This is a genomic window from Luteimonas sp. A277 (genome assembly GCF_054052045.1).
In genome coordinates, this window is record NZ_JBSVRG010000013.1 from 1 (window position 1) to 18,916 (window position 18,916).

Below are 18,916 nucleotides of genomic sequence, written 5' to 3' on the forward strand. Positions count from 1 at the left end.
GCGGCGGGCCACCGGGGGTGAACGCCCCCACCTTCGTCGTGCGGGGCCGGCCGCCCCAATGTAGGAGCGCGCCATGCGCGCGAAGCCGCGTGACACCTGGCTGCGGGGCGGGGCTTCGGCCGCCGCACCGTGTCCGAGACTTTTTCGAGTCGCCCGGATTCACGCGGCTTCGCGCGCATGGCGCGCTCCTACAAGGGGGGCGTCAGTCGTCTTTCAGGACGCGCTCGAACAGCTCGTGGATGCGCCGGTACTGGTCGTACCAGGAGTCGGCGTGCTGGTAGGCGTGGCGTTCCAGCGGGTAGCTGGCCATTTCCCACTTGTCCTTGCGCAGCTCGATCAACCGCTGGGCCATGTGCACGGAGTCCTGGTAGAAGACGTTGTCGTCGATCATGCCGTGGGCGATGAGCAGGTGGTCCTGCAGGCCTTCCACGTACTCGATCGGCGATGACTTCAGGTACGCCTCCGGGTCGATATCCGGGGTGTTGAGGATGTTGGCGGTGTAGGGGTGGTTGTAGTGGTGCCAGTCACCCACCGGGCGCAGGGCGGCGCCGGCCTTGAAGGTGCCCGGCTCGCGGAACAGGGCCATGAAGGTCATGAAGCCGCCGTAGCTGCCGCCGTAGATGCCCACGCGCTCGCGCTTGCCCTGGCGCTCGGAGACCAGCCAGTCGATACCGTCCAGATAGTCCTCGAGTTCGGGCTGGCCCATCTGCCGGTAGATCGCCGTCCGCCAGTCGCGGCCGTAGCCGGCCGAGGCGCGGAAATCCAGGTCCAGCACGATGTAGCCCTGCTGCACCAGCATGTTGTGGAACATCTGCTCGCGGTAGTAGGTGGGCCAGCGGTGGTGCACGTTCTGCAGGTAGCCGGCGCCGTGCACGAACAGCACGATCGGGTACTCGCGGCCGGGTTCAAGCTCGGCCGGGCCGTAGTACTTGCCCCAGATGCTGCCGGCGCCGTGCTTGGAAGGCACCTGCACGATCTCGGGCTGCAGCCATTCGTAGGCGCTGTATTCTTCGCTGCGCGTGTCGGTCAGGGCGGCATAGCCGCTGCCGTCAGCGCCGATCACCGCCAGCTGCGGCGGCACGTAGGCGGAGGAGTGGCGCAGCAGCAAGCGTGAGCCGTCGGGGGATTCGACGAAATCGTTGACGCCGTCGAGGCTGGTCAGTTCGCGGGCCTGGCCGCCTTCGACCGGCACTTCGCACACTTCGTAATCCACCGGCGCGCTGAGATTGCACACGAACAGGAAGCGCGAGCCGTCGGCGGCCAGCGCCGGGCTGGAGACTTCCCACTGGCCCGAGGTGAGCGCGCGCGGGCGGCCGTTGGCGGCCAGGTACAGGTGGGCATGGCCGCTGTGCTCGGAGACGAACCACAGGCTGCGGTTGTCGGGCATCCAGTCGAACTCGTTGAAGCCCCAGTTGATCCAGCCCTGCGGGTCGCTGAGGCGGTGGCGGGTGTCGAGCTTGCTGCTGGACGGATCTAGCACCGCCAGCCAGCGATCCTTGTTGTCCACCGAATGCAGCATCAGCGCGGCCTGGGTGCTGTCGGCGTTCCAGCGCATGGAATTGCCGCCAAAACCCTCCAGCCGCACCGGGCGCGGGCCCTTGAGCGGGTCCTTGCCGGCGGCGGCGCGCAGGTCGGCCAGCGGGTCGTCGGAGATGCCGGGCAGGGAGTCCAGGTCGAGCTTGCGCGGGGTGCCCTCGCGCATGTCCACCAGCCAGAAGGTCATCGGCGCGGGATCGTTGCGGCCCACGCGGATGCGCACGTCTTCGGTTTCCTCGTAGCCCGATTCGGTGAGGAACTTCGGCATCTTGCCGCCCTGGCCACGCTCGGTGTTCTTGGGCGTGGTGGCAGCCAGCAGCCAGCGGCCGTCGGGTGACAGCGCGCTGCCGGCGATGGAAACGTCGCCGCCCAGGTACACCGGCGGCGGGGCGCGGGTGGGGTCTTCGCGCTGCCAGTCGGCTTCCTGCAGGCGGCGTGCTTCGCGCTGGACGCGCTCGGTGCGCAGGGTTTGGAACAGGCGCATCTGGTGTTCGCGCAGCTGGTCGGCGCGCGGCGGCTTGCCCGGATCGTCCTGGGCGCGGAGCACCGCGGCTTCGGTCATGCCCGTGCCGGCGCTCCAGCGGTGCCAGCGGTCGTTGCCGGTGCGCCATGCCAGGGCGCCGTCGTGGCCCCACTGCAGCGCGGCGGCGCCGGATCCGCCGTGGGTGAGCTGCTCCAGCGCGCCATTGCGCAGGTCGCGCACGAACACGTCGCCATTGCGGATGAACGCCGCGCGGGCGCGAGTGGCGTCGTACACCGGCTGCATGCCGTCGATTTCGGCGCGGGCCGCGCCTTCCATCAGGGTCGGCTGCCTGCTGGCCAGGTCCTGCATCCAGGTGTCCCGGATCGGGCTGCCCTCGCGCTTGAGCGTGTAGTACGCGCGGCTGCCATCCAGGGCCCACCAGGCCTGCTCCACCGGCGGGCCGATCCAGTCGGGGTCGTCCATGACGCGGTCCAGGGTGAGGGCCTGCGCCGGCTGGGCGGCGAGCGAGGAGGCAAACAGCAGGAAGGACAGGGGGAGGAGTCGGATCATGGCGCTCAGCGGGTGGATGCAAAGCGCGCCAGATTACCAGCCTGTTACGGCGACCGGATGGCCCGAACGTCCCGGATGCGAGGGTATCCCCGGAAAAAAAACAGGGGCGCAAGCGCCCCTGTCCAACATCCCTGTTCCCGGAAGACTCCGGAAGTCCTTGTGCGAAACTTTGTACCATTCCGGTTCAGGGAAAATCGCGACGTGCGTCCCGTTTAAAGTGAATGGGGTGCGGAAATGTGACGGGAATCGACATTTCACGTCGCCGGTACGCGTCACTTTTCCCGCTGGCGAGGCACTTTTGCGCCGGGGTTGGAGCTCCTGCGGTTCCCCATGCCGTCCATTTCACGCACAATCCCGATGGTTGTCGCCCCCTTCTTCTGTCCTGGCCATGCACGCCTACGTATATAAAAGCCTGCGCAAGGCGGATACCTATGTGTATCTGGCCCGTCGCGATGATTTCGAGTGCCTTCCCGCGCCGCTGCGTGAGCGGCTGGGCAAGCTGCACTTTGTGCTGCACGTGGAATTGACCCCGGAGCGCAAGCTGGCCAGCCAGGATCCGGAACAGGTGCGGAGCAATCTGGTTGCGCGCGGTTTCCACCTGCAGGTGCCGCCATCGACCGCGGACGACCCGATGACGGAGGACTGGGGCACCGATGCCTGAGTCGACTTCCAGGCGCGGGCCTGCCGCTGCCGCCTTTGTGATTGGAGCGCTGTTGGTGCTGCTGGCCGGGCTGGGAAGCCTGGCCGCCGCCGTGTTCGGCACCTGGCTGGCGCAGCCGGCATTCGCGCTGTCGGTGCGCTGGTGGCGCGGCACCGGGCCCGCGCCGGCGCGGGCGCTGCTGGCCAGGGACTTGGGCAGCCTGCTGCTGCTGTGGGGCGTGGCCGGCGCGGTGGCCGGCCTGCTGGCGGCGTGGCCGCTTTCAATCCTGCTGGAAAACGAGTCGCTGGGCGCCGTGCTGGCGCTGAGCGCCGTGGCCGGCATCGGCGTGGTGGCGCTGTGGCGGGCGTGGCCGGTGTGGCATGCGGTGGAGCGCGATGGCGACAGCGTGATGGCAGCCTGGCGTGTCCTGGCTGATCGGGATGCTTCCGCGACGCGGGGCGCGTGGCTGGCCGGTGTGGTCACCGTGGCCCTGATGCTGCAGTTGCTGCTGGGTTGGCCGGGTCTGGCGGAAGGCGCCGCGCGCTGGGTGCTGGCGGGCCTGGGGCTGCTGGTGTGGCCGCTGGTGCACGTGCTGCTGCAGCGGCTCAAGGCGCCGGACAGGCTGCCGATGCCGGTGGTCGAGATGCGCGGAGAGCCGGCGCCGGTGGAGCTGGAGCCGGTTGAAGGTGATCTGGATGCGGCCCTGTACTCGGCTGCCCGCCGTGGACGCGTGGAGCGGGCGCTGGAGCTGCTTGCCTTGGGCGCGGATCCGCACGCGCTGCCGGCTGCGGAAGATCGCGACCAGCGCACCCTGCCGGTGCTGGCGGCGGTGCTGCCCGACCTGCGCCTGCTGCGTGAGCTGATTGCCTGCGGCGTGGACGTGAATGCCGCCCACGGCGGTCTGACTCCGCTGCTGGCCGCCACGCGCGACAGCTGGCACGGCCGTCCCGATGCGGTCATGACCCTGCTCGCCAACGGTGCCGATCCGGGCGCGACCGATGGCGAAGGCAATACTCCCATGCACCACGCGGGGCGCAGCTCCGACCCAGGGGTGGTTGCGCTGCTGCTTGACGCCGCTGCCGAAGTGGACGCGCTCAACCATGAGGGCCTGACCCCGCTCGGCGTGGCCTGCATGGCCGGCAACTGGCGCCTGGCCCGGTTCCTGCTGGAGCGCGGCGCGCGCGCGCAGATTGAAGAGGCCACCCCTTCACTGGTGGCTGCCGCCGGTGGTGAGGATGACGACCCGGCCGGGGTGCAGCTGCTGCTGCGCTACAAGGCCAGGCCCGACAGCGCTGACCGCAGCGGTGCCACTGCGCTGCACCGTGCCGCGTTCGCCGGTCACGCGGAGATCGCGGCCGAGCTGGTGGGCGCTGGTGCCAATCTGGAAATCACTGACGGGCACGGACGTACGCCCTTGCTGGAGGCCGCCCGCGGTGGCCGCCTGGCCACGCTGGAAGCGCTGGTTGAAGCCGGTGCCGACCCGGTGGTGGTGGACACTGAAGGCCGCGGTGCGCTGGCCCTGGCCTGTCTTGCCGCCACCCCTTCGCCGCCCCTGGTGCGCCGCCTGTTGGAGCTCGGTGTGGATCCGCAGCTGGCCGACGCGGATGGCAAGCGGCCGGTGGAGCATGCGGCCGCAAGTGGTCGCTGGTCGCTGGTGAGCCTGCTGGATCCGGACTACGCGCTGCCTTCAAGCGTGCGCCCCGAGGACGGCCAGGACGAGGTGCCGGACCGCGCGCCGCTGTCGCTGCTGCGCGACGGTCTGGGCGAAGGAAAGCTGGAGCGGCTGGACGAGCTGGTGCCACTGCTGACCCCGCAGGAGCTGGGCGGGCTGCTGCTGGACGATGAGGTTGCAGTCACTGGGGAACGGATCGACTGGCTGATGGCCCATGGCGCGGATCCGGATGTGCGCGAAGGCGCCGACGGCGAGGGCACGCTGGGCGATACGGCCATGTTCACCCTGCTGGCCCGCGGGCCGGATGCGATCGAACCGCTGCGCGCGCTGCTGCGCCACAACGTGTCTCCGGCGGGTGCCGGTGGGCTGGCGCGGTTCCTCGCTGCCTGCGTGCGTGGCGATCACGGCGCGCGCGGCCTTGAGCAGCTGGCGCTGGAATTGCTGGAGCGCGGCGCTGATCCGTTTGCCGCTTCGCCGGCTGGTGATCCGCCGCTGTCGCTGGTGGTGCGGCTGGGCTGGATGCGACTGCTTGAAGAACTGGTTTCAGCCGGCGTCGATCTGGATGCACGCGACGGTCGCGGCATGACCGCCCTGCACTTGAGCGCGGCGTTGGGGCGCGAACCCGCGTTGCGCGCGCTGGTGCGACATGGTGCCAACCCCGGCGTGCGCGCTGCCGATGGCCAGACGCCGCTGGGCGTGGCCCTGGCTGCCGGACGGCGCGATATTGCCGATTGGCTGGACTGGCGCGGATGGCCCCTGCCGCGCCGCCCGCTGCAGCCGGAAGATCTGCCCGCCGCGGCAATGGCCGGTGATGCCAGTGCCGTGAGGCGCCTGCTGGCGCTGGGGTTCGATGTGGATGTGGTGGATCCGCAGGGTTGTTCCGCACTGCTGCGCGCGGCCGGCGGTGGCCATCAACAGGTGGTGGAGCTGCTGCTGGAGCGCGGCGCCGACCTGCAGCTGCCCGCCGGCTCCGGGGCCACGCCGCTCTCGGCCGCGGTGAGCATGGGCCATGCCGAAGTGGTGGACCATCTGCTTGAAAAGGGTGCCAGCCTGGAGCAGCGCCTGCCGGGGGAAGTGACCGTGCTCATGCTGGCCGCCGCGCTGGGCCTGCCGGAACTCTGCGCGCGCCTGCTGGCCGCCGGCGCCGACGTGCACGCCACCGATTCCCAGGGCCTGACCGCGCTGCACTGCGCCGCCCTGTACGGGTTCACCAGCGACGACCGGCCACGTCTGGTGGCCCTGTTCGACACCCTCCTGCTGGCCGGTGCCCAGGCGGATACCGGGGCGGCCGGCGGGGTAACCCCGCTGCTGCTGCTGCTGGGTGCGCGGGCAGAGCCGGGGACCGATTGCGATGAAGCGGTGGTGGGCGCGGCGTTGAGCCAGCTGCTGGACGAAGAGGTGTCGCTGGAGGCCCAGGACCCCCGCGGCTTCGGTCCCCTGCACCTGGCCGGCCTGCACGGCCTGCTCGACCTCGCCCGCCGCATGCTGCGCGCCGGCGCCGACCCTGATCTGCGCGACACCCTCAACCGCACCCCGCGAGAGATCGCGGTCATGCGCGGCTTCATCGACCTGGCCGCCGAGCTGGCGCCGGCCAACGCCCAGCCCGGCGTCTCCATGGCCCGTTTCCTGCGCGACCAGAGCTGATCCTGCTGCCATGCCTCGCGTCGGCCGCGTAAGGCCGACCTACGAAAAAGCCGCGCGTAGGTCGGGGCTACGCCCCCGACGCCCTGCTATATTCGCGATCCACGGGAAGGGAGGTGGGCGATGGTCAGGACAGGGCTGTTTGAACGGTTTGGGTTGTTGGGGCTGCTTGCGCTGTGCGCGCTGCTGGCGCTGGCGTCGCCGGCGATTGCGCGCGACGAAGCGGACATCCTGCGCCAGGCCGAGATGAGCATGGTGGTGACCGGCTACGTGGAAATCGAGCCCGATGGCAGCGTCAGCCGCCATGAGATCGCCGGACGCGATGAGCTGCCCGATTTCGTGGTGGCGATGGTGGACCAGGCAGCCCCGACGTGGCGCTTCGAGCCAATCGAGGAGAACGGTGTGCCGATCAGGGCCCGGGCGGAGATGAGCCTGCGGATGGTGGCGCAGGCGATCGACGGCGGTGATGACTTTGCCATCCGCATCGCCAACGGCAGCTTCGGCGGTTATGACGAGAGCGACACTGGTCGCGTGGTGCCTTCGCGCATGATTCCGCCCCGCTATCCGGAGCAGATGCTGTACCAGGGCGTGGAGGGTTCGGCGTATCTGCTGCTGAAGATCGGCCGCGATGGCCGGGTGCAGGATCTGGTGGTCGAGCGGGTCAACCTTGGCAGCTATGCCGAGGAACGCGAGATGGAAAAGCGGCGCCGCGCGTTCGCCAGGAGCGCCGAGCAGGCTGCCCGACGCTGGGTGTATCGCACGCCGACCACCGGTCCGTACGTGGACCGGGATTGGTGGGTGGTGCGGGTGCCGGTGACCTATGAGATTGACGTGCCGGGCCGGCGACGGGCGCAGGGGCCGTGGTCTGTCTATATTCCCGGACCGGTGCAGCAGGTGCCAGAGTGGGGTTCACGCTCGAGCGGCAGCGATACGGCACTCGCCGGCGTGGCGCAGATGGTGGACAGCGAGCTCAAGCTGCTCAGCCCGCTCTAGCCTCGCGACCTGATACGTCGGGGCTACACCCCCGATGCCCCGCGAACCCCGCAACCCGGCGTTCGCCACGAGTCCCACGAACCCGGTGTCCCCGCCCGCATACGAAACAGGCCCCGCATTGCGGGGCCTGTCCGTATCTGTCAGCAGCGCTCGTTCAGCGACGCATGGAAGAGAAGAACTCCTCGTTGGATTTGGTGTTCTTCATCTTGTCCAGCAGGAACTCCATCGCCGCCAGCTCGTCCATCGGGTGCAGCAGCTTGCGCAGGATCCAGATCTTCTGCAGAAGCTCCGGCTCGATCAGGAAGTCCTCGCGGCGGGTGCCCGACGCGTTGACGTTGATCGCCGGGTACACGCGCTTCTCGGCGATGCGGCGGTCCAGGTGGACTTCCGAGTTGCCGGTGCCCTTGAACTCCTCGTAGATCACCTTGTCCATCGCGCTGCCGGTATCCACCAGCGCGGTGGCGATGATGGTCAGGCTGCCGCCTTCCTCCACGTTGCGCGCGGCGCCGAAGAAGCGCTTCGGGCGGTGCAGGGCATTCGCGTCCACGCCGCCGGTGAGCACCTTGCCGGAGCTGGGCACCACGTTGTTGTAAGCACGGGCCAGGCGGGTGATCGAGTCGAGCAGGATCACCACGTCCTTCTTGTGCTCGACCAGGCGCTTGGCACGCTCGATCACCATTTCGGCAACCTGCACGTGGCGCGCGGCCGGCTCGTCGAAGGTGGAGCTGATCACCTCGCCGCGCACGCTGCGCTGCATCTCGGTGACCTCTTCGGGCCGCTCGTCGATCAGCAGCACGATCAGGTGCACATCGGGATGGTTGTAGGTGATGGCGCTGGCCACCTGCTGCATCATCATCGTCTTGCCCGCCTTGGGCGGGGAGACGATCAGGGCACGCTGGCCCTTGCCCTGCGGCGCCATGAGGTCCAGGACGCGGCCGGCGATGTCTTCGCTGGAGCCATCGGCGCGCTCGAGCTTGAAGCGCTCGCGCGGGAACAGCGGGGTCAGGTTCTCGAACAGCACCTTGCCCTTGCTGGCCTCCAGCGGCTCCTCGTTGATGGTGTCGATGGTGGCCAGGGCGAAGTAGCGCTCGCCGTCCTTCGGCCAGCGGATGCGCCCGGACAGATGGTCGCCGGTGCGCAGGTTGAAGCGGCGGATCTGGCTGGGACTGATGTAGACGTCGTCCGGGCCTGCGAGATACGAGGCTTCAGCCGCGCGCAGGAAGCCGAAGCCGTCGGGCAGGATTTCCAGCACGCCGTCGGCCACAACGCCCTCGCCGTGGCGGGTGAGCACCTTGAGCAGGTGGAAGATCACGTCCTGCTTGCGGGCACGGGCCACGCCTTCGTGGATCTGCAGCTGCTCGGCGATATCCATCAGCTTGTGCGCCGGCATGCCCTTCAGGTCGCTCAGCGAGTACTGGGGGAAATCTTCCGGCACGTTCGGTGGCGGCAGGCGCTGACCCTGGTCGTTATTGCCGTCCTGGGGCAGGCCGTCGTCGCGGCCTCGGCCGCCACCACCACCACCACCGCCACTGCGGTCACGGCGATTGCGGAACCGGTCACGGCGACCGCCCTGCTGCTGGCGGCTGTCGTCACGCTGGTCGCGGCCGCCGCGCTGCTGGCCCTGGTTGCCGTCGTCGTTGCCGCCGCTGGCTTCCTTCTCCTTGGCGGCCGGCGCTTCCTTGTTGGGAGCCGGCTTGCTGGGAGCCGGAGCTTCCTTGGGAGCGGCAGCCTGGGCGGGCGCGGCTGCCTTGGGGGCATCGGCGACCGGAGCAGCCGGAGCCGTTGGAGCCGCCGGTTTGGAAGGAGCTTCCGCCGGCGGCGTCGCGGGTACGGACCCGGTCGTCGCCGGAGCGTCGGCCTTCACGGTCTTGCGGGCGGCTTTCTTGGTGGCGCGCGGCTTGCGCACGGCTTTCTCGGCGGTATCGCCGGAAACGCCGGAGTCGCCGGCATTGGGGGTGTTGTCAGACAAGTGCGAATTCCTCGCTACGGTGCGAGCGCCCACAGGAAGCGGGCGGGGGGTGGGAAGGGTTGGCCTTCAGAAGGGTGCGGCGCGCAACTCCACGCCGGATACGCAGTTAAGCTAACACCGCGTCGCGCCGGGGACAAGATGCGGGCGGTCAAACGTTGTGGCTGTCGTCATGCCCGCAGGGGAGCGGGCACCGGCATCCGGGTCGGGTCGTGCGGCTCAGAGCGCCTTGTCGATCATCTGCGCCAGTTGGGCCTTGCCCACCGCGCCGACCTGGGTGGCCTGCACCTGGCCGTCCTTGAACAGCAGCAGCATGGGGATCGAGCGCACGTGGTACTTCAGCGCGGTCGCCTGGTTCTTGTCGATATCCACCTTCACCACCTTGGCCTTGCCGTCGTAGGACTCGGCAAGCTCGTCCAGGGCGGGGGCAATCATGCGGCAGGGCCCGCACCAGGGCGCCCAGAAGTCGACCAGGACCGGCTCCTTGGACTGCAGCACGGTGGAATCGAATTCGGCGTCGGTGGTGTGGATGACCTTATCGCTCACGGGTTTCTCCTGAATGGCTTATGGATCCGCCAGCGTGTGGCGGACGGGCGCTTGGTGTTAAGCTGGGGTGTTTTCCGGCCCAGTCCAAGGGGCTGGCCTCCCGGGTACGTGGCTGATGTCGATCCGGGCCCAGGCAGTCTGCGACGCGGACGCCCTCTCGCGCAACTGCGCGCAACGCAACGAAGCATTCCCACGCATGAGCGATAAACCCCTTACCGATATTCCCTTCTCCGAATTCGATCTGCATCCGCAGCTGCTGGCAGGCCTTGAAGGCGCCGGATTCATCAGCTGCACGCCGATCCAGGCCATGACCCTGCCGGTGGCCCTGCCAGGCGGCGATGTCGCCGGCCAGGCGCAGACCGGCACCGGCAAGACCCTGGCGTTCCTGGTGGCGGTGATCAACCGGCTGCTGACCCGTCCGGCACTGGCCGACCGCCAGCCCGGCGATCCGCGCGCGCTGATCCTGGCCCCGACCCGTGAGCTGGCGATCCAGATCCACAAGGACGCGGTGAAGCTGGGCCCGGAAGTCGGGCTGAAGTTCGCCCTGGTCTACGGCGGCGTCGATTACGACAAGCAGCGTGAGCTGCTGCAGCAGGGCGTGGACGTCATCATCGCCACCCCCGGCCGGCTGATCGACTACGTCAAGCAGCACAAGGTGGTCAGCCTGCACGCCTGCGAGATCTGCGTGCTGGACGAAGCCGACCGCATGTTCGACCTGGGCTTCATCAAGGACATCCGGTTCCTGCTGCGGCGCATGCCGGCCCGTACCGAGCGCCAGACCCTGCTGTACTCGGCCACCCTCAGCCATCGCGTGCTGGAGCTGGCCTACGAGCACATGAACGAGCCGCAGAAGATGGTGGTGGAGACCGAATCCATCACCGCATCGCGCGTTCGCCAGAAGATGTACTACCCCGCCGACGAGGAAAAACTGCCGCTGCTGCTGGGCCTGCTGTCCCGCGGTGAAGGCGCGCGCACCATGGTGTTCGTCAACACCAAGGTGTTTGTGGAGCGCGTGGCGCGGGCGCTGGAGCGTGCCGGCTACCGGGTCGGCGTGCTGTCGGGCGATGTGCCGCAGAAGAAGCGCGAAAGCCTGCTCAAGCGCTTCCAGGGCGGCCAGCTGGAGATCCTGGTGGCCACCGACGTGGCCGCGCGCGGCCTGCATATCGACGGCATCAAGTACGTCTACAACTACGACCTGCCGTTCGACGCCGAGGACTACGTGCACCGGATCGGCCGCACCGCGCGGCTGGGTGAAGAGGGCGACGCGATCAGCTTCGCCTGCGAACGCTATGCCGTGGGGCTGCCGGATATCGAGGCCTTCATCGAGCAGAAGATCCCGTCCGAGCCGGTGACCCAGGAGCTGCTGACCCCGCTGCCGCGCAAGCCGCGCGAGGGCGCGGTGGCCGATGATGGCGAGACCGAAAGCGTCGGCGAGATTTTCCGCGAGGCCCGCGAGCAGCGCGCTGCCGACGAGGCCCGCCGCGGCGGTGGTCCGCGTGGTGGCCGTGGCGAGCGCAGTGGTCCGCGCGCTGGTGGTGCGGCCGGTGGCGAGGGACGCGGGCGTGGTCCGCGCCGGGAAAGTGGTGGCGCTGCGACCGGGGAAACCCGGGCAGAGGCTCCGGCGGTTGCGACTGAAACTGCGGTTGCGGCTCCCACTTCCGCTCCGGCTCCGGCTCCCGAAGTGAATGAAGCTGCCGCGGCGCCTGCCGCAGCGACGGGCCCGACGGGCCCGGAACAGCCGACCCGGCCGCAGGATGGCGAAGCGCCGCGCAAGCGTCGTCGCCGTCGCGGTGGCCGCCGGCGCAGCGGTGAGGGTGAGGGCGAGGCCCAGGCTGGTGCGGAGCGCCAGGCCGGCAACGACCAGGCGGCCCAGCCGTCCGAAGGCGAGCAGAAGCCGCGCCGTGCCGAGGGTGGCGGTTCGCGCCGCGGCGGTCGCGGTGGCGGTAGGCAGCAGGGTGAAGGGGCGGCGCGCGAAGCCCGTCCGCAGGCAAGGCAGGAGCAGTCGGGCGCTCAGCCGGCCCAGTCCAGGCCGGCCGAATCCAAGCCGGCCCGCAGCGGCAATGGCCCGCGCCATGTGCCGGCCAGGTCGGCAACGCCCAAGGCGGCGCCGAAGGCTGAGTCTGGAAGCAACGGCTCGCTGATCTCGCGCATCGGGCGCGGTCTCAAGCGGCTGGTGGGCAGCACCCCGGACTCCAAGTCCTGACGTCAGGCGTTTTTGGGACAAGGCCGCATCACGCGGCCTTGTCCGCGGAAGCACCCTGCATCCGCTAAGCTTCCGGAAATGATCCCCTGTCCTTTCCCGAGCCGATGAGCGTCCTGCGCTTTGACAATGTCAGCAAGCAGTACCCGGGCGGCCATGCGGCCCTGTCCGAGGTCAGCTTCGAGGTCGCGACGGGAGAGATGCTGTTCGTGACCGGGCATTCCGGCGCGGGCAAGAGCACCCTGCTGAAGATGGTGCACCTGGCAGAACGGCCCAGCCGCGGCGCGGTGCTGTTCGGCGAACGCAATCTTGCCCGGGTGCGCGGACGCAAGGTGGCCATGCATCGGCGCGAAGTGAGCGTGGTGTTCCAGGACCACCGGCTGCTGACCGACCGCAGCGTGTTCGAAAACGTGTCCCTGCCGCTGATCCTGCGCGGCATGCGCCGGCCTGAAATCGGCAAGCGCGTGCGCACCGCCCTGGAGCGGCTTGGCCTGGGCGCCCGCGAGAAGGCGCTGCCTGGCGAGTTGTCCGCCGGCGAACAGCAGCGGGTCGGCATTGCCCGGGCGATCGTTGGCGAGCCGCGCCTGCTGGTGGCCGACGAGCCCACCGGCAACCTGGATCCGACCCTGGCGGCGGAAATCATGGCCCTGTTTGAAAGCCTGCCCGAGCGCGGCACCAGCGTGATGGTGGCCAGCCACGACCTGGGCCTGGTCAAGCGGATGAGAAAGCGCGTGCTGGTGCTCGACCACGGTCGCCTGGTGGACGATATTTCCCCGCAGGACCTGGCCGATGAGTGAGCCACGCGCCGCCCCCGCTTCCGCATCGCCTACGGCGCCGCGCTCCGGCCTGGGCACCTGGGGTGATCACCACCTCTACAGTTTCTTTTCCAGCCTCGGACGGGTGTTCCGCCGGCCTTGGGCGACGGCGCTGACCATCGGCGTGATGGCGGTGGCATTGGCCCTGCCGATGGGGCTGTGGCTGGTGCTGGACAACGTGTCGCGGCTGTCCGGCAGCGTGCAGGAGTCGCGCGAGATCGGGGTGTTCCTGCAGCAGGAAATGGATGCGCCCCAGGCCGATGAGCTGGCGGAGAGGCTGCGTGCGCGTGCCGATGTGGCCAGCGTGGAGCTGCGTACCCCGGAACAGGGAATGCAGGAACTGCGCGAGCGCGGTGGCCTGGGTGAAGCCATCAACGCCGTGGGCGAGAACCCGCTGCCCAGCCTGCTGCTGGTGATCCCCGAAGGCGACGAAATGGCGCTGGCCGGCGCGCTGCGCGAGCTGCCGGAGGCGGCGCTGGTGCAGCACGATGCGGAGTGGCGCCAGCGTCTCAACGACTGGCTGGAATTCGGCGAACGCCTGGTGCTGGTGCTGGGCGTGTTGCTCGGTCTGGGCGCACTGCTGGTGGTGGGCAATACCGTGCGCCTGGATATCCAGGCCCGGCGCGAGGAAATAGGCGTGCTGCAGCTGCTGGGTGCCACCGACGGCTTCATCCGCCGGCCATTCCTGTATCTGGGCACCTGGTACGGCCTGGGCTCGGGCGCGCTGGCGCTGGGCCTGCTGGCCATCACCGGAATGGCCCTGCGCGCGCCGGTGGCCGAGCTGGCCGCCAGCTACGGCAGCGGCTTTGCCCTGCGCGGATTCTCTCCGCTGCAGCTGCTGGCGGTACTGGTCGCCTCGGGCGCCCTGGGCTGGATCGGCGCCAGCGTGGTGACCGGACACTTCCTGCGCCAGACCCGCCCCACTGATACATGACCATGGACCACGCCCCCGACTCCGATCCGCATCGCCTGCGCCACGTGGCCAGTGACTCGCCGCGGATCATGGTGGTGGATGGATCGCGCCTGGTGCGCCGACTGATCGGCGACGTGCTGCGGGCGGAACTGGCCAATGTGGACGTGGTGGAGTGCGAAGGCTTGGCCCAGGCCCAGGCCGCGCTCGAGGCCTCGCCGGTGGACCTGGTGACCACCTCCCTGGTGCTGCCGGATGGCGACGGCATGGCGCTGGCGCGCAGCGTGCGCGAGGCCGCCGGACAGCGCTATGTGCCGGTGATCGTGGTCTCGGGCGAAACCCAGTCGCGTCTGGAGATGCGCCGCTTCACCGAAGACGTGACCGACTACTTCGACAAATCCATGGGGCTCGGGGCGCTGGCGGCGTTCATCCGCGGCTATGTGCTGCCCGAGCCGATCCCGGGTGCCAAGGTGCTGTACGTGGAAGACAGTCGCACCGTGGCGGTCGCCACCCGGCGCATGCTGCAGGCGCGGCACATGGAGGTGGTGCACGTGGTCAGCGCCGAGGAGGGCCTGGCCCACCTGCGCGAGCACGCCGGTGCCGACGGCGCGCCGGGCCTGGACCTGCTGCTGACCGACGTGTACCTCAAGGGCGAGATGAGCGGGCGCGACCTGTTGCATGCGGTGCGCGGCGAGCTGGGTTACAGCAAGCGCCGCCTGCCGGTGCTGGTGATGACCGGTGATGACAACCGCATCAACCAGATGGGCCTGCTGCGCGAGGGCGCCAACGACCTGGTGCTCAAGCCGATCGAGGAACGCCTGCTGGTGACCAAGGTCCTGTTCCAGCTGCGCCTGTCCCGCCTCCCGCCAACTGCCCCCCTGTAGGAGCGCGCCACGCGCGCGAAGCCGCGTGACACCTGTCCATGCCGCGGGGCGTCGGCTGCCACGTCCTGCCCGAAGCTTTCACTCGCCGACATGTTTCACGCGGCTTCGCGCGCGTGGCGCGCTCCTACAAACGCACCGGCGTCACGCGGCTTCGCGCGCACGGCGCGCTCCTACACAATCCGGCGGGTAAGATGGCGGAATGGTTTCGCCATCCCCAGACAGCGATCGCATCCGGCTTGAACCCTCCTGGAAAGCCCGCATAGGCGAGTACCTGCAACGCCCTGAAATGCAGGCGCTCTCCACGTTCCTGCGCGAGCGCTCTGCGGCAGGCGCACAGATTTTTCCGCCGGCGCGGAACATCTTTGCCGCTTTTGACGCCACCCCGTTCGACCGGGTCAAGGTGGTGATCCTGGGTCAGGACCCGTACCACGGGCCCGGCCAGGCGCACGGGCTGTGCTTTTCGGTGCAGCCGGACGTGCCGGTGCCGCCTTCGCTGCTGAACATGTACAAGGAAATCGAGCGCGACCTCGGCATTCCGCGCCCGGATCACGGTTACCTGATGTCGTGGGCGCATCAGGGCGTGCTGCTGCTCAACGCGGTGCTGACCGTGGAGCAGGGCAAAGCCGGAGCCCATCAGCGCAGGGGCTGGGAGGAGTTCACCGATCACGTGGTGGAGGTGCTGGACCGCGATCGGGAAGGACTGGTGTTCATGCTCTGGGGCAGCTATGCGCAGAAAAAGGGCCGGATCGTGGACTCGCGACGGCACCGGGTACTACGGACCACGCACCCTTCACCCCTGTCGGCGCATCGTGGCTTCCTCGGCTGCGGCCACTTCTCCGCCGCCAATGACTATCTGAAACGGCGCGCAGAGGTGCCGATAGACTGGTCCCTGCCACCCCGCTCCCAGCTTGCAGGTATGTGAAATCAACGACTTGCAGGCCATCCGCGTTCCATCAGGGGAACGCTGGGAACTTCCACCGCTCTTAGCGGTCACATATGAAGACTGCTAAAATAGACGCCTATGACCCAAGACACTCTCTCCCAACCAATGGTTTCAAGCAGCCTGCCGGTACCGGGCGCGATTGGATCGCTCGATGCCTATATCGGCGCCGTGTACCAGATTCCGGTGCTTTCGGCGGAAGATGAGCAGGCACTGGCCCACCGCTACCGTGATGACGGCGACCTGGTTGCCGCCCAGGAGCTGGTGCATTCGCACCTGCGCTTCGTGGTGCACGTGGCCCGTGGATACATGGGCTACGGCCTGCCGCTGGGCGATCTGATCCAGGAAGGCAACATCGGCTTGATGAAGGCGGTCAAGCGCTTCAACCCCGAGGTGGGCGTGCGCCTGGTGTCCTTCGCAGTGCACTGGATCCGTGCCGAAATGCACGAGTACATCCTCAAGAACTGGCGCATCGTGAAGGTGGCCACCACCAAGGCGCAGCGCAAGCTGTTCTTCAACCTGCGCAGGAGCAAGAAGCGCCTGGGCTGGATGAACGCCGAGGAAGTGAGCACCGTGGCCAAGGACCTGAACGTGCCTGAGCGCGAGGTGCTGGCGATGGAGTCCCGTCTGTCCGGCCGCGATATCGGTTTTGACGCTCCCGCGGACGATGGCAGCGACCGGATGCCGCCGGCGCCGGAAAACTACCTGGTGTCCACCGTGGAAGACCCGGCCGTGGCGTTTGAGCGCGAAGACGGCGAGGACCACCGATTGTCCCTGCTGCGCGAAGGCCTGGCCGAGCTGGATGACCGCTCGCGCGACATCATCCAGCGCCGCTGGCTCAACGCGGACGCCAAGGAAACGCTGCAGGAGCTGGCCGACGAATATGGCGTGTCGGCCGAGCGCATCCGCCAGGTCGAGGCCAACGCGCTGAAGAAGATGCGCGGCCTGATTGCCGCCTGATCGCGCCTGATCCCGCGACATCCGAACGACCAACGGCCCGGTATCCCCGGGCCGTTTCTGTTTGCGCCTGTGTCCCTGGCAGGCGCTCGCCATGCGCGCGAAGCCGCGTGAATAATGGCCACGCCGCGTGGCTCCGGACACGCCGCACCTGCCGACGCCATTCCGCGCGATCATGCTCACGCGATTTCGCGCGCATGGCGCGCTCCTGCAAGCGGGTTACCAGTTGAACAGGACCAGGCTGATCGCGAGCGCGCCCATGCCGGTGACCAGGCCGTACACGGTCTCGTGGCCCTTGGCGTAGCGCTTGGCCGCGGGCAGCAGCTCGTCCAGCGCCAGGAACACCATCACCCCGGCGATCATGCCGAAAATCGCCCCGTACAGCGCTTCGGAGAGGAAAGACCCCAGCACCACGTAGCCGATGATCGCGCCCACCGGCTCGGCCAGGCCCGACAGCAGGCAGGCGAACACGGCGAGGCCTTTTTTACCGGTGGCGTAGTACACCGGCACCGCAATGGCGATGCCTTCCGGGATGTTGTGGATGGCGATGGCGAAGGCCAGAGGCAGGCCCACCGCAGGATCGGACAGGGTGGCGAAAAAGGTGGCCAGCCCTTCGGGAAAGTTGTGTGCGGTGATGGCGGCCGCGGTCAGCAGGCCGACCCGCCGGATCTGGCCACGGTCATGTTGCTGGTAGAACGGATCATCGGTTTCCAGCCGCTCGTGCGGATTGGGGATGAGGCGGTCGATGACCACGATCAGCAGCACCCCCGCCAGGAAGGAGAAAGTGCCGTAGGAGAAGCCCCGCGCGTCGCCGTACTGGACCGCGAAAGCGGCGATCGACTTGTTGAGGATGTCCGACAGCGACACATACACCATCGCCCCGCCGGCGAACGCCAGGCCGAAGGCGAGCATGCGCGCGCTGGGTTTGCGGGTGGCGAACACCATCAGCCCGCCCAGGCCGGTGGCCAGGCCGGCGCCGGTGGTGACAGCGAGCGCGAGCAGGACGTTGCTGGTGGTGGGATCGAGCATTGCCGGTCAGGTCAGGTGACACCGGCGCTGCGCCGACGATGGCCGTTGCAGCCATCCGGACATCCTACCCAAAGACGGAGCCGCCACGCCATGGTCCTGGCTCCGGACCGGCTACGTCCCCGATGTCACCCGGACTGCCAGCATCTCCTCCAGCTTGCGCTGGTCGGCGGCAAAGCGGCGGATGCCGTCGGCCAGCTTCTCGGTGGCCATGGCGTCTTCGTTGTGCTGCCAGCGGAACGCGGCCTCGTCCAGTGCCGTCGGTGGCTCGGCACGTTCACCGTCATCCACCAGGCCACACTCGACCGTCGCGTCCGAGGACTCCAGCTCGCCCAGCAGTTCCGGTGAAATCGTCAGCCGGTCGCAGCCGGCCAGCGCCAGCACCTGCCCGGTATTGCGGAAGCTTGCGCCCATCACTACCGTTTCGTAGCCGTGGCGCTTGTACCAGTTCCAGATGCGCTGCACCGACTGCACGCCGGGATCGTCCTGTGGCGTGGTCGGGCGCTCATCGCCGTTGGCCAGATGCCAATCAAGAATCCGGCCGACGAAGGGCGAGATCAGAAATACCCCGGCTTCGGCGCAGGCCACGGCCTGGGCGAAAGAGAACAGCAGGGTCAGGTTGCAGTGGATGCCTTCGCGCTCCAGCTGTTCGGCAGCGCGGATGCCTTCCCATGTGGAAGCGATCTTGATCAGCAGCCGGTCGGTGCCGATGCCGGCTTCGGCATACAGCTCCACCAGGCGGCGGGCCTTGGCCACGGTGGCATCGGTGTCAAAGCTCAGGCGCGCATCCACCTCGGTGGAGACGCGGCCGGGAACCAGCTTGAGGATCTCGCCGCCGATCGCCACCGCCAGGCGGTCGCAGGCGTCGGCCACGCGTGCATCATCACCACCGGTTGCCTTGGCCACGGCGTCGTCGATGAAGTGCGCGTAGGCGGGCAGCGAGGCGGCCTTGAGCAGCAATGACGGATTGGTGGTGGCGTCCATCGGCCGGAAGCGGGCGATGGCCTCGATGTCACCGGTGTCGGCGACCACGGCGGACAGGCCGCGCAGTTGTTCAAGCTGGTTCGGCATGGACGAACGCTCCGGACGAAATCGGCCCCCATTGTCTCACCCCGCCCGTCGGCCCGCCCGCGTCGGAAACAGGCGTCACGCGGCTT

At 68.6% G+C, this 18,916-nt stretch carries 13 protein-coding genes and 1 pseudogene; 9 read left to right on the plus strand and 5 right to left on the minus strand.

All coding sequences use genetic code 11. The features are described from left to right. Positions 1-202: 202 nt before the first annotated feature. On the minus strand, positions 203-2,569 hold the full coding sequence (locus ACW7G2_RS12680; RefSeq protein ID WP_456976342.1) for a S9 family peptidase: 2,367 nt from the start codon (positions 2,567-2,569) through the stop codon (positions 203-205). Between the two features lie 361 nt (positions 2,570-2,930). Here ACW7G2_RS12680 and ACW7G2_RS12685 point away from each other — a divergent pair, with 361 nt between their 5' ends. The 3 genes from ACW7G2_RS12685 (at position 2,931) to ACW7G2_RS12695 (ending at position 7,515) form a co-directional block, all read left to right on the plus strand. Beyond that, the gene (locus ACW7G2_RS12685; RefSeq protein WP_456976344.1) at positions 2,931-3,230 is read left to right on the plus strand and encodes a YcgL domain-containing protein; all 300 of its coding nucleotides are present in this window, start codon (positions 2,931-2,933) and stop codon (positions 3,228-3,230) included. Then, the gene (locus ACW7G2_RS12690) at positions 3,223-6,525 is read left to right on the plus strand and encodes an ankyrin repeat domain-containing protein (RefSeq protein WP_456976346.1); all 3,303 of its coding nucleotides are present in this window, start codon (positions 3,223-3,225) and stop codon (positions 6,523-6,525) included. The genes ACW7G2_RS12685 and ACW7G2_RS12690 overlap by 8 nt, the downstream gene beginning before the upstream one ends. Positions 6,526-6,645: 120 nt before the next feature. Next, positions 6,646-7,515: an energy transducer TonB gene (locus ACW7G2_RS12695; RefSeq protein WP_456976348.1), complete on the plus strand. Its 870-nt coding sequence runs from the start codon at positions 6,646-6,648 to the stop codon at positions 7,513-7,515. A 154-nt stretch (positions 7,516-7,669) separates the two neighbouring features. Here ACW7G2_RS12695 and rho read toward each other — a convergent pair whose 3' ends face one another. Then, positions 7,670-9,484: a transcription termination factor Rho gene (gene rho / locus ACW7G2_RS12700; RefSeq protein WP_456976350.1), complete on the minus strand. Its 1,815-nt coding sequence runs from the start codon at positions 9,482-9,484 to the stop codon at positions 7,670-7,672. 216 nt (positions 9,485-9,700) lie between these two features. Then, entirely contained in the window at positions 9,701-10,027 is a 327-nt protein-coding gene (gene trxA / locus ACW7G2_RS12705) for a thioredoxin TrxA (RefSeq protein WP_456976352.1), read from the minus strand. Positions 10,028-10,223: 196 nt separating this feature from the next. Here trxA and rhlB point away from each other — a divergent pair. From rhlB to rpoH, 6 genes and pseudogenes are all read left to right on the plus strand, one after another. Continuing rightward, positions 10,224-11,933 (plus strand): annotated as a pseudogene (gene rhlB, locus ACW7G2_RS12710) (ATP-dependent RNA helicase RhlB); the annotation flags it as partial. Between the two features lie 401 nt (positions 11,934-12,334). Then, a complete protein-coding gene (gene ftsE / locus ACW7G2_RS12715) occupies positions 12,335-13,024 on the plus strand; it encodes a cell division ATP-binding protein FtsE (RefSeq protein ID WP_456976354.1) in 690 nt (229 codons plus the stop codon). After that, entirely contained in the window at positions 13,017-13,976 is a 960-nt protein-coding gene (gene ftsX / locus ACW7G2_RS12720; protein ID WP_456976356.1) for a permease-like cell division protein FtsX, read from the plus strand. Before ftsE ends, ftsX begins: the two co-directional genes overlap by 8 nt. A 2-nt stretch (positions 13,977-13,978) precedes the next feature. Next, entirely contained in the window at positions 13,979-14,836 is an 858-nt protein-coding gene (locus ACW7G2_RS12725; RefSeq protein WP_456976358.1) for a response regulator, read from the plus strand. 199 nt (positions 14,837-15,035) lie between these two features. Then, the gene (gene ung, locus ACW7G2_RS12730; RefSeq protein WP_456976360.1) at positions 15,036-15,758 is read left to right on the plus strand and encodes a uracil-DNA glycosylase; all 723 of its coding nucleotides are present in this window, start codon (positions 15,036-15,038) and stop codon (positions 15,756-15,758) included. 99 nt (positions 15,759-15,857) lie between these two features. Then, a complete protein-coding gene (gene rpoH, locus ACW7G2_RS12735; RefSeq protein ID WP_456976362.1) occupies positions 15,858-16,736 on the plus strand; it encodes an RNA polymerase sigma factor RpoH in 879 nt (292 codons plus the stop codon). Positions 16,737-16,952: 216 nt separating this feature from the next. On the opposite strand, the gene zupT is transcribed toward rpoH, so the two are convergent. Together zupT and tal are read right to left on the minus strand one after the other, a co-directional pair. Continuing rightward, on the minus strand, positions 16,953-17,762 hold the full coding sequence (zupT, locus tag ACW7G2_RS12740) for a zinc transporter ZupT (RefSeq protein WP_456976364.1): 810 nt from the start codon (positions 17,760-17,762) through the stop codon (positions 16,953-16,955). 111 nt (positions 17,763-17,873) lie between these two features. Continuing rightward, complete coding sequence (gene tal, locus ACW7G2_RS12745) at positions 17,874-18,830, minus strand: transaldolase (RefSeq protein ID WP_456976366.1); 957 nt, start codon at positions 18,828-18,830, stop codon at positions 17,874-17,876. Positions 18,831-18,916: the final 86 nt, after the last annotated feature.

Coding starts and splice junctions, on each gene's coding strand:
- ACW7G2_RS12680 (WP_456976342.1), bottom strand. CDS start 2,569: ATGATCCGACTCCTCCCCCTGTCCTTCCTGCTGTTTGCCTCCTCGCTC.
- ACW7G2_RS12690 (WP_456976346.1), top strand. CDS start 3,223: ATGCCTGAGTCGACTTCCAGGCGCGGGCCTGCCGCTGCCGCCTTTGTG.
- ACW7G2_RS12695 (WP_456976348.1), top strand. CDS start 6,646: ATGGTCAGGACAGGGCTGTTTGAACGGTTTGGGTTGTTGGGGCTGCTT.
- ftsE (WP_456976354.1), top strand. CDS start 12,335: ATGAGCGTCCTGCGCTTTGACAATGTCAGCAAGCAGTACCCGGGCGGC.
- ftsX (WP_456976356.1), top strand. CDS start 13,017: ATGAGTGAGCCACGCGCCGCCCCCGCTTCCGCATCGCCTACGGCGCCG.
- ACW7G2_RS12725 (WP_456976358.1), top strand. CDS start 13,979: ATGGACCACGCCCCCGACTCCGATCCGCATCGCCTGCGCCACGTGGCC.
- ung (WP_456976360.1), top strand. CDS start 15,036: ATGGTTTCGCCATCCCCAGACAGCGATCGCATCCGGCTTGAACCCTCC.
- rpoH (WP_456976362.1), top strand. CDS start 15,858: ATGACCCAAGACACTCTCTCCCAACCAATGGTTTCAAGCAGCCTGCCG.
- zupT (WP_456976364.1), bottom strand. CDS start 17,762: ATGCTCGATCCCACCACCAGCAACGTCCTGCTCGCGCTCGCTGTCACC.
- tal (WP_456976366.1), bottom strand. CDS start 18,830: ATGCCGAACCAGCTTGAACAACTGCGCGGCCTGTCCGCCGTGGTCGCC.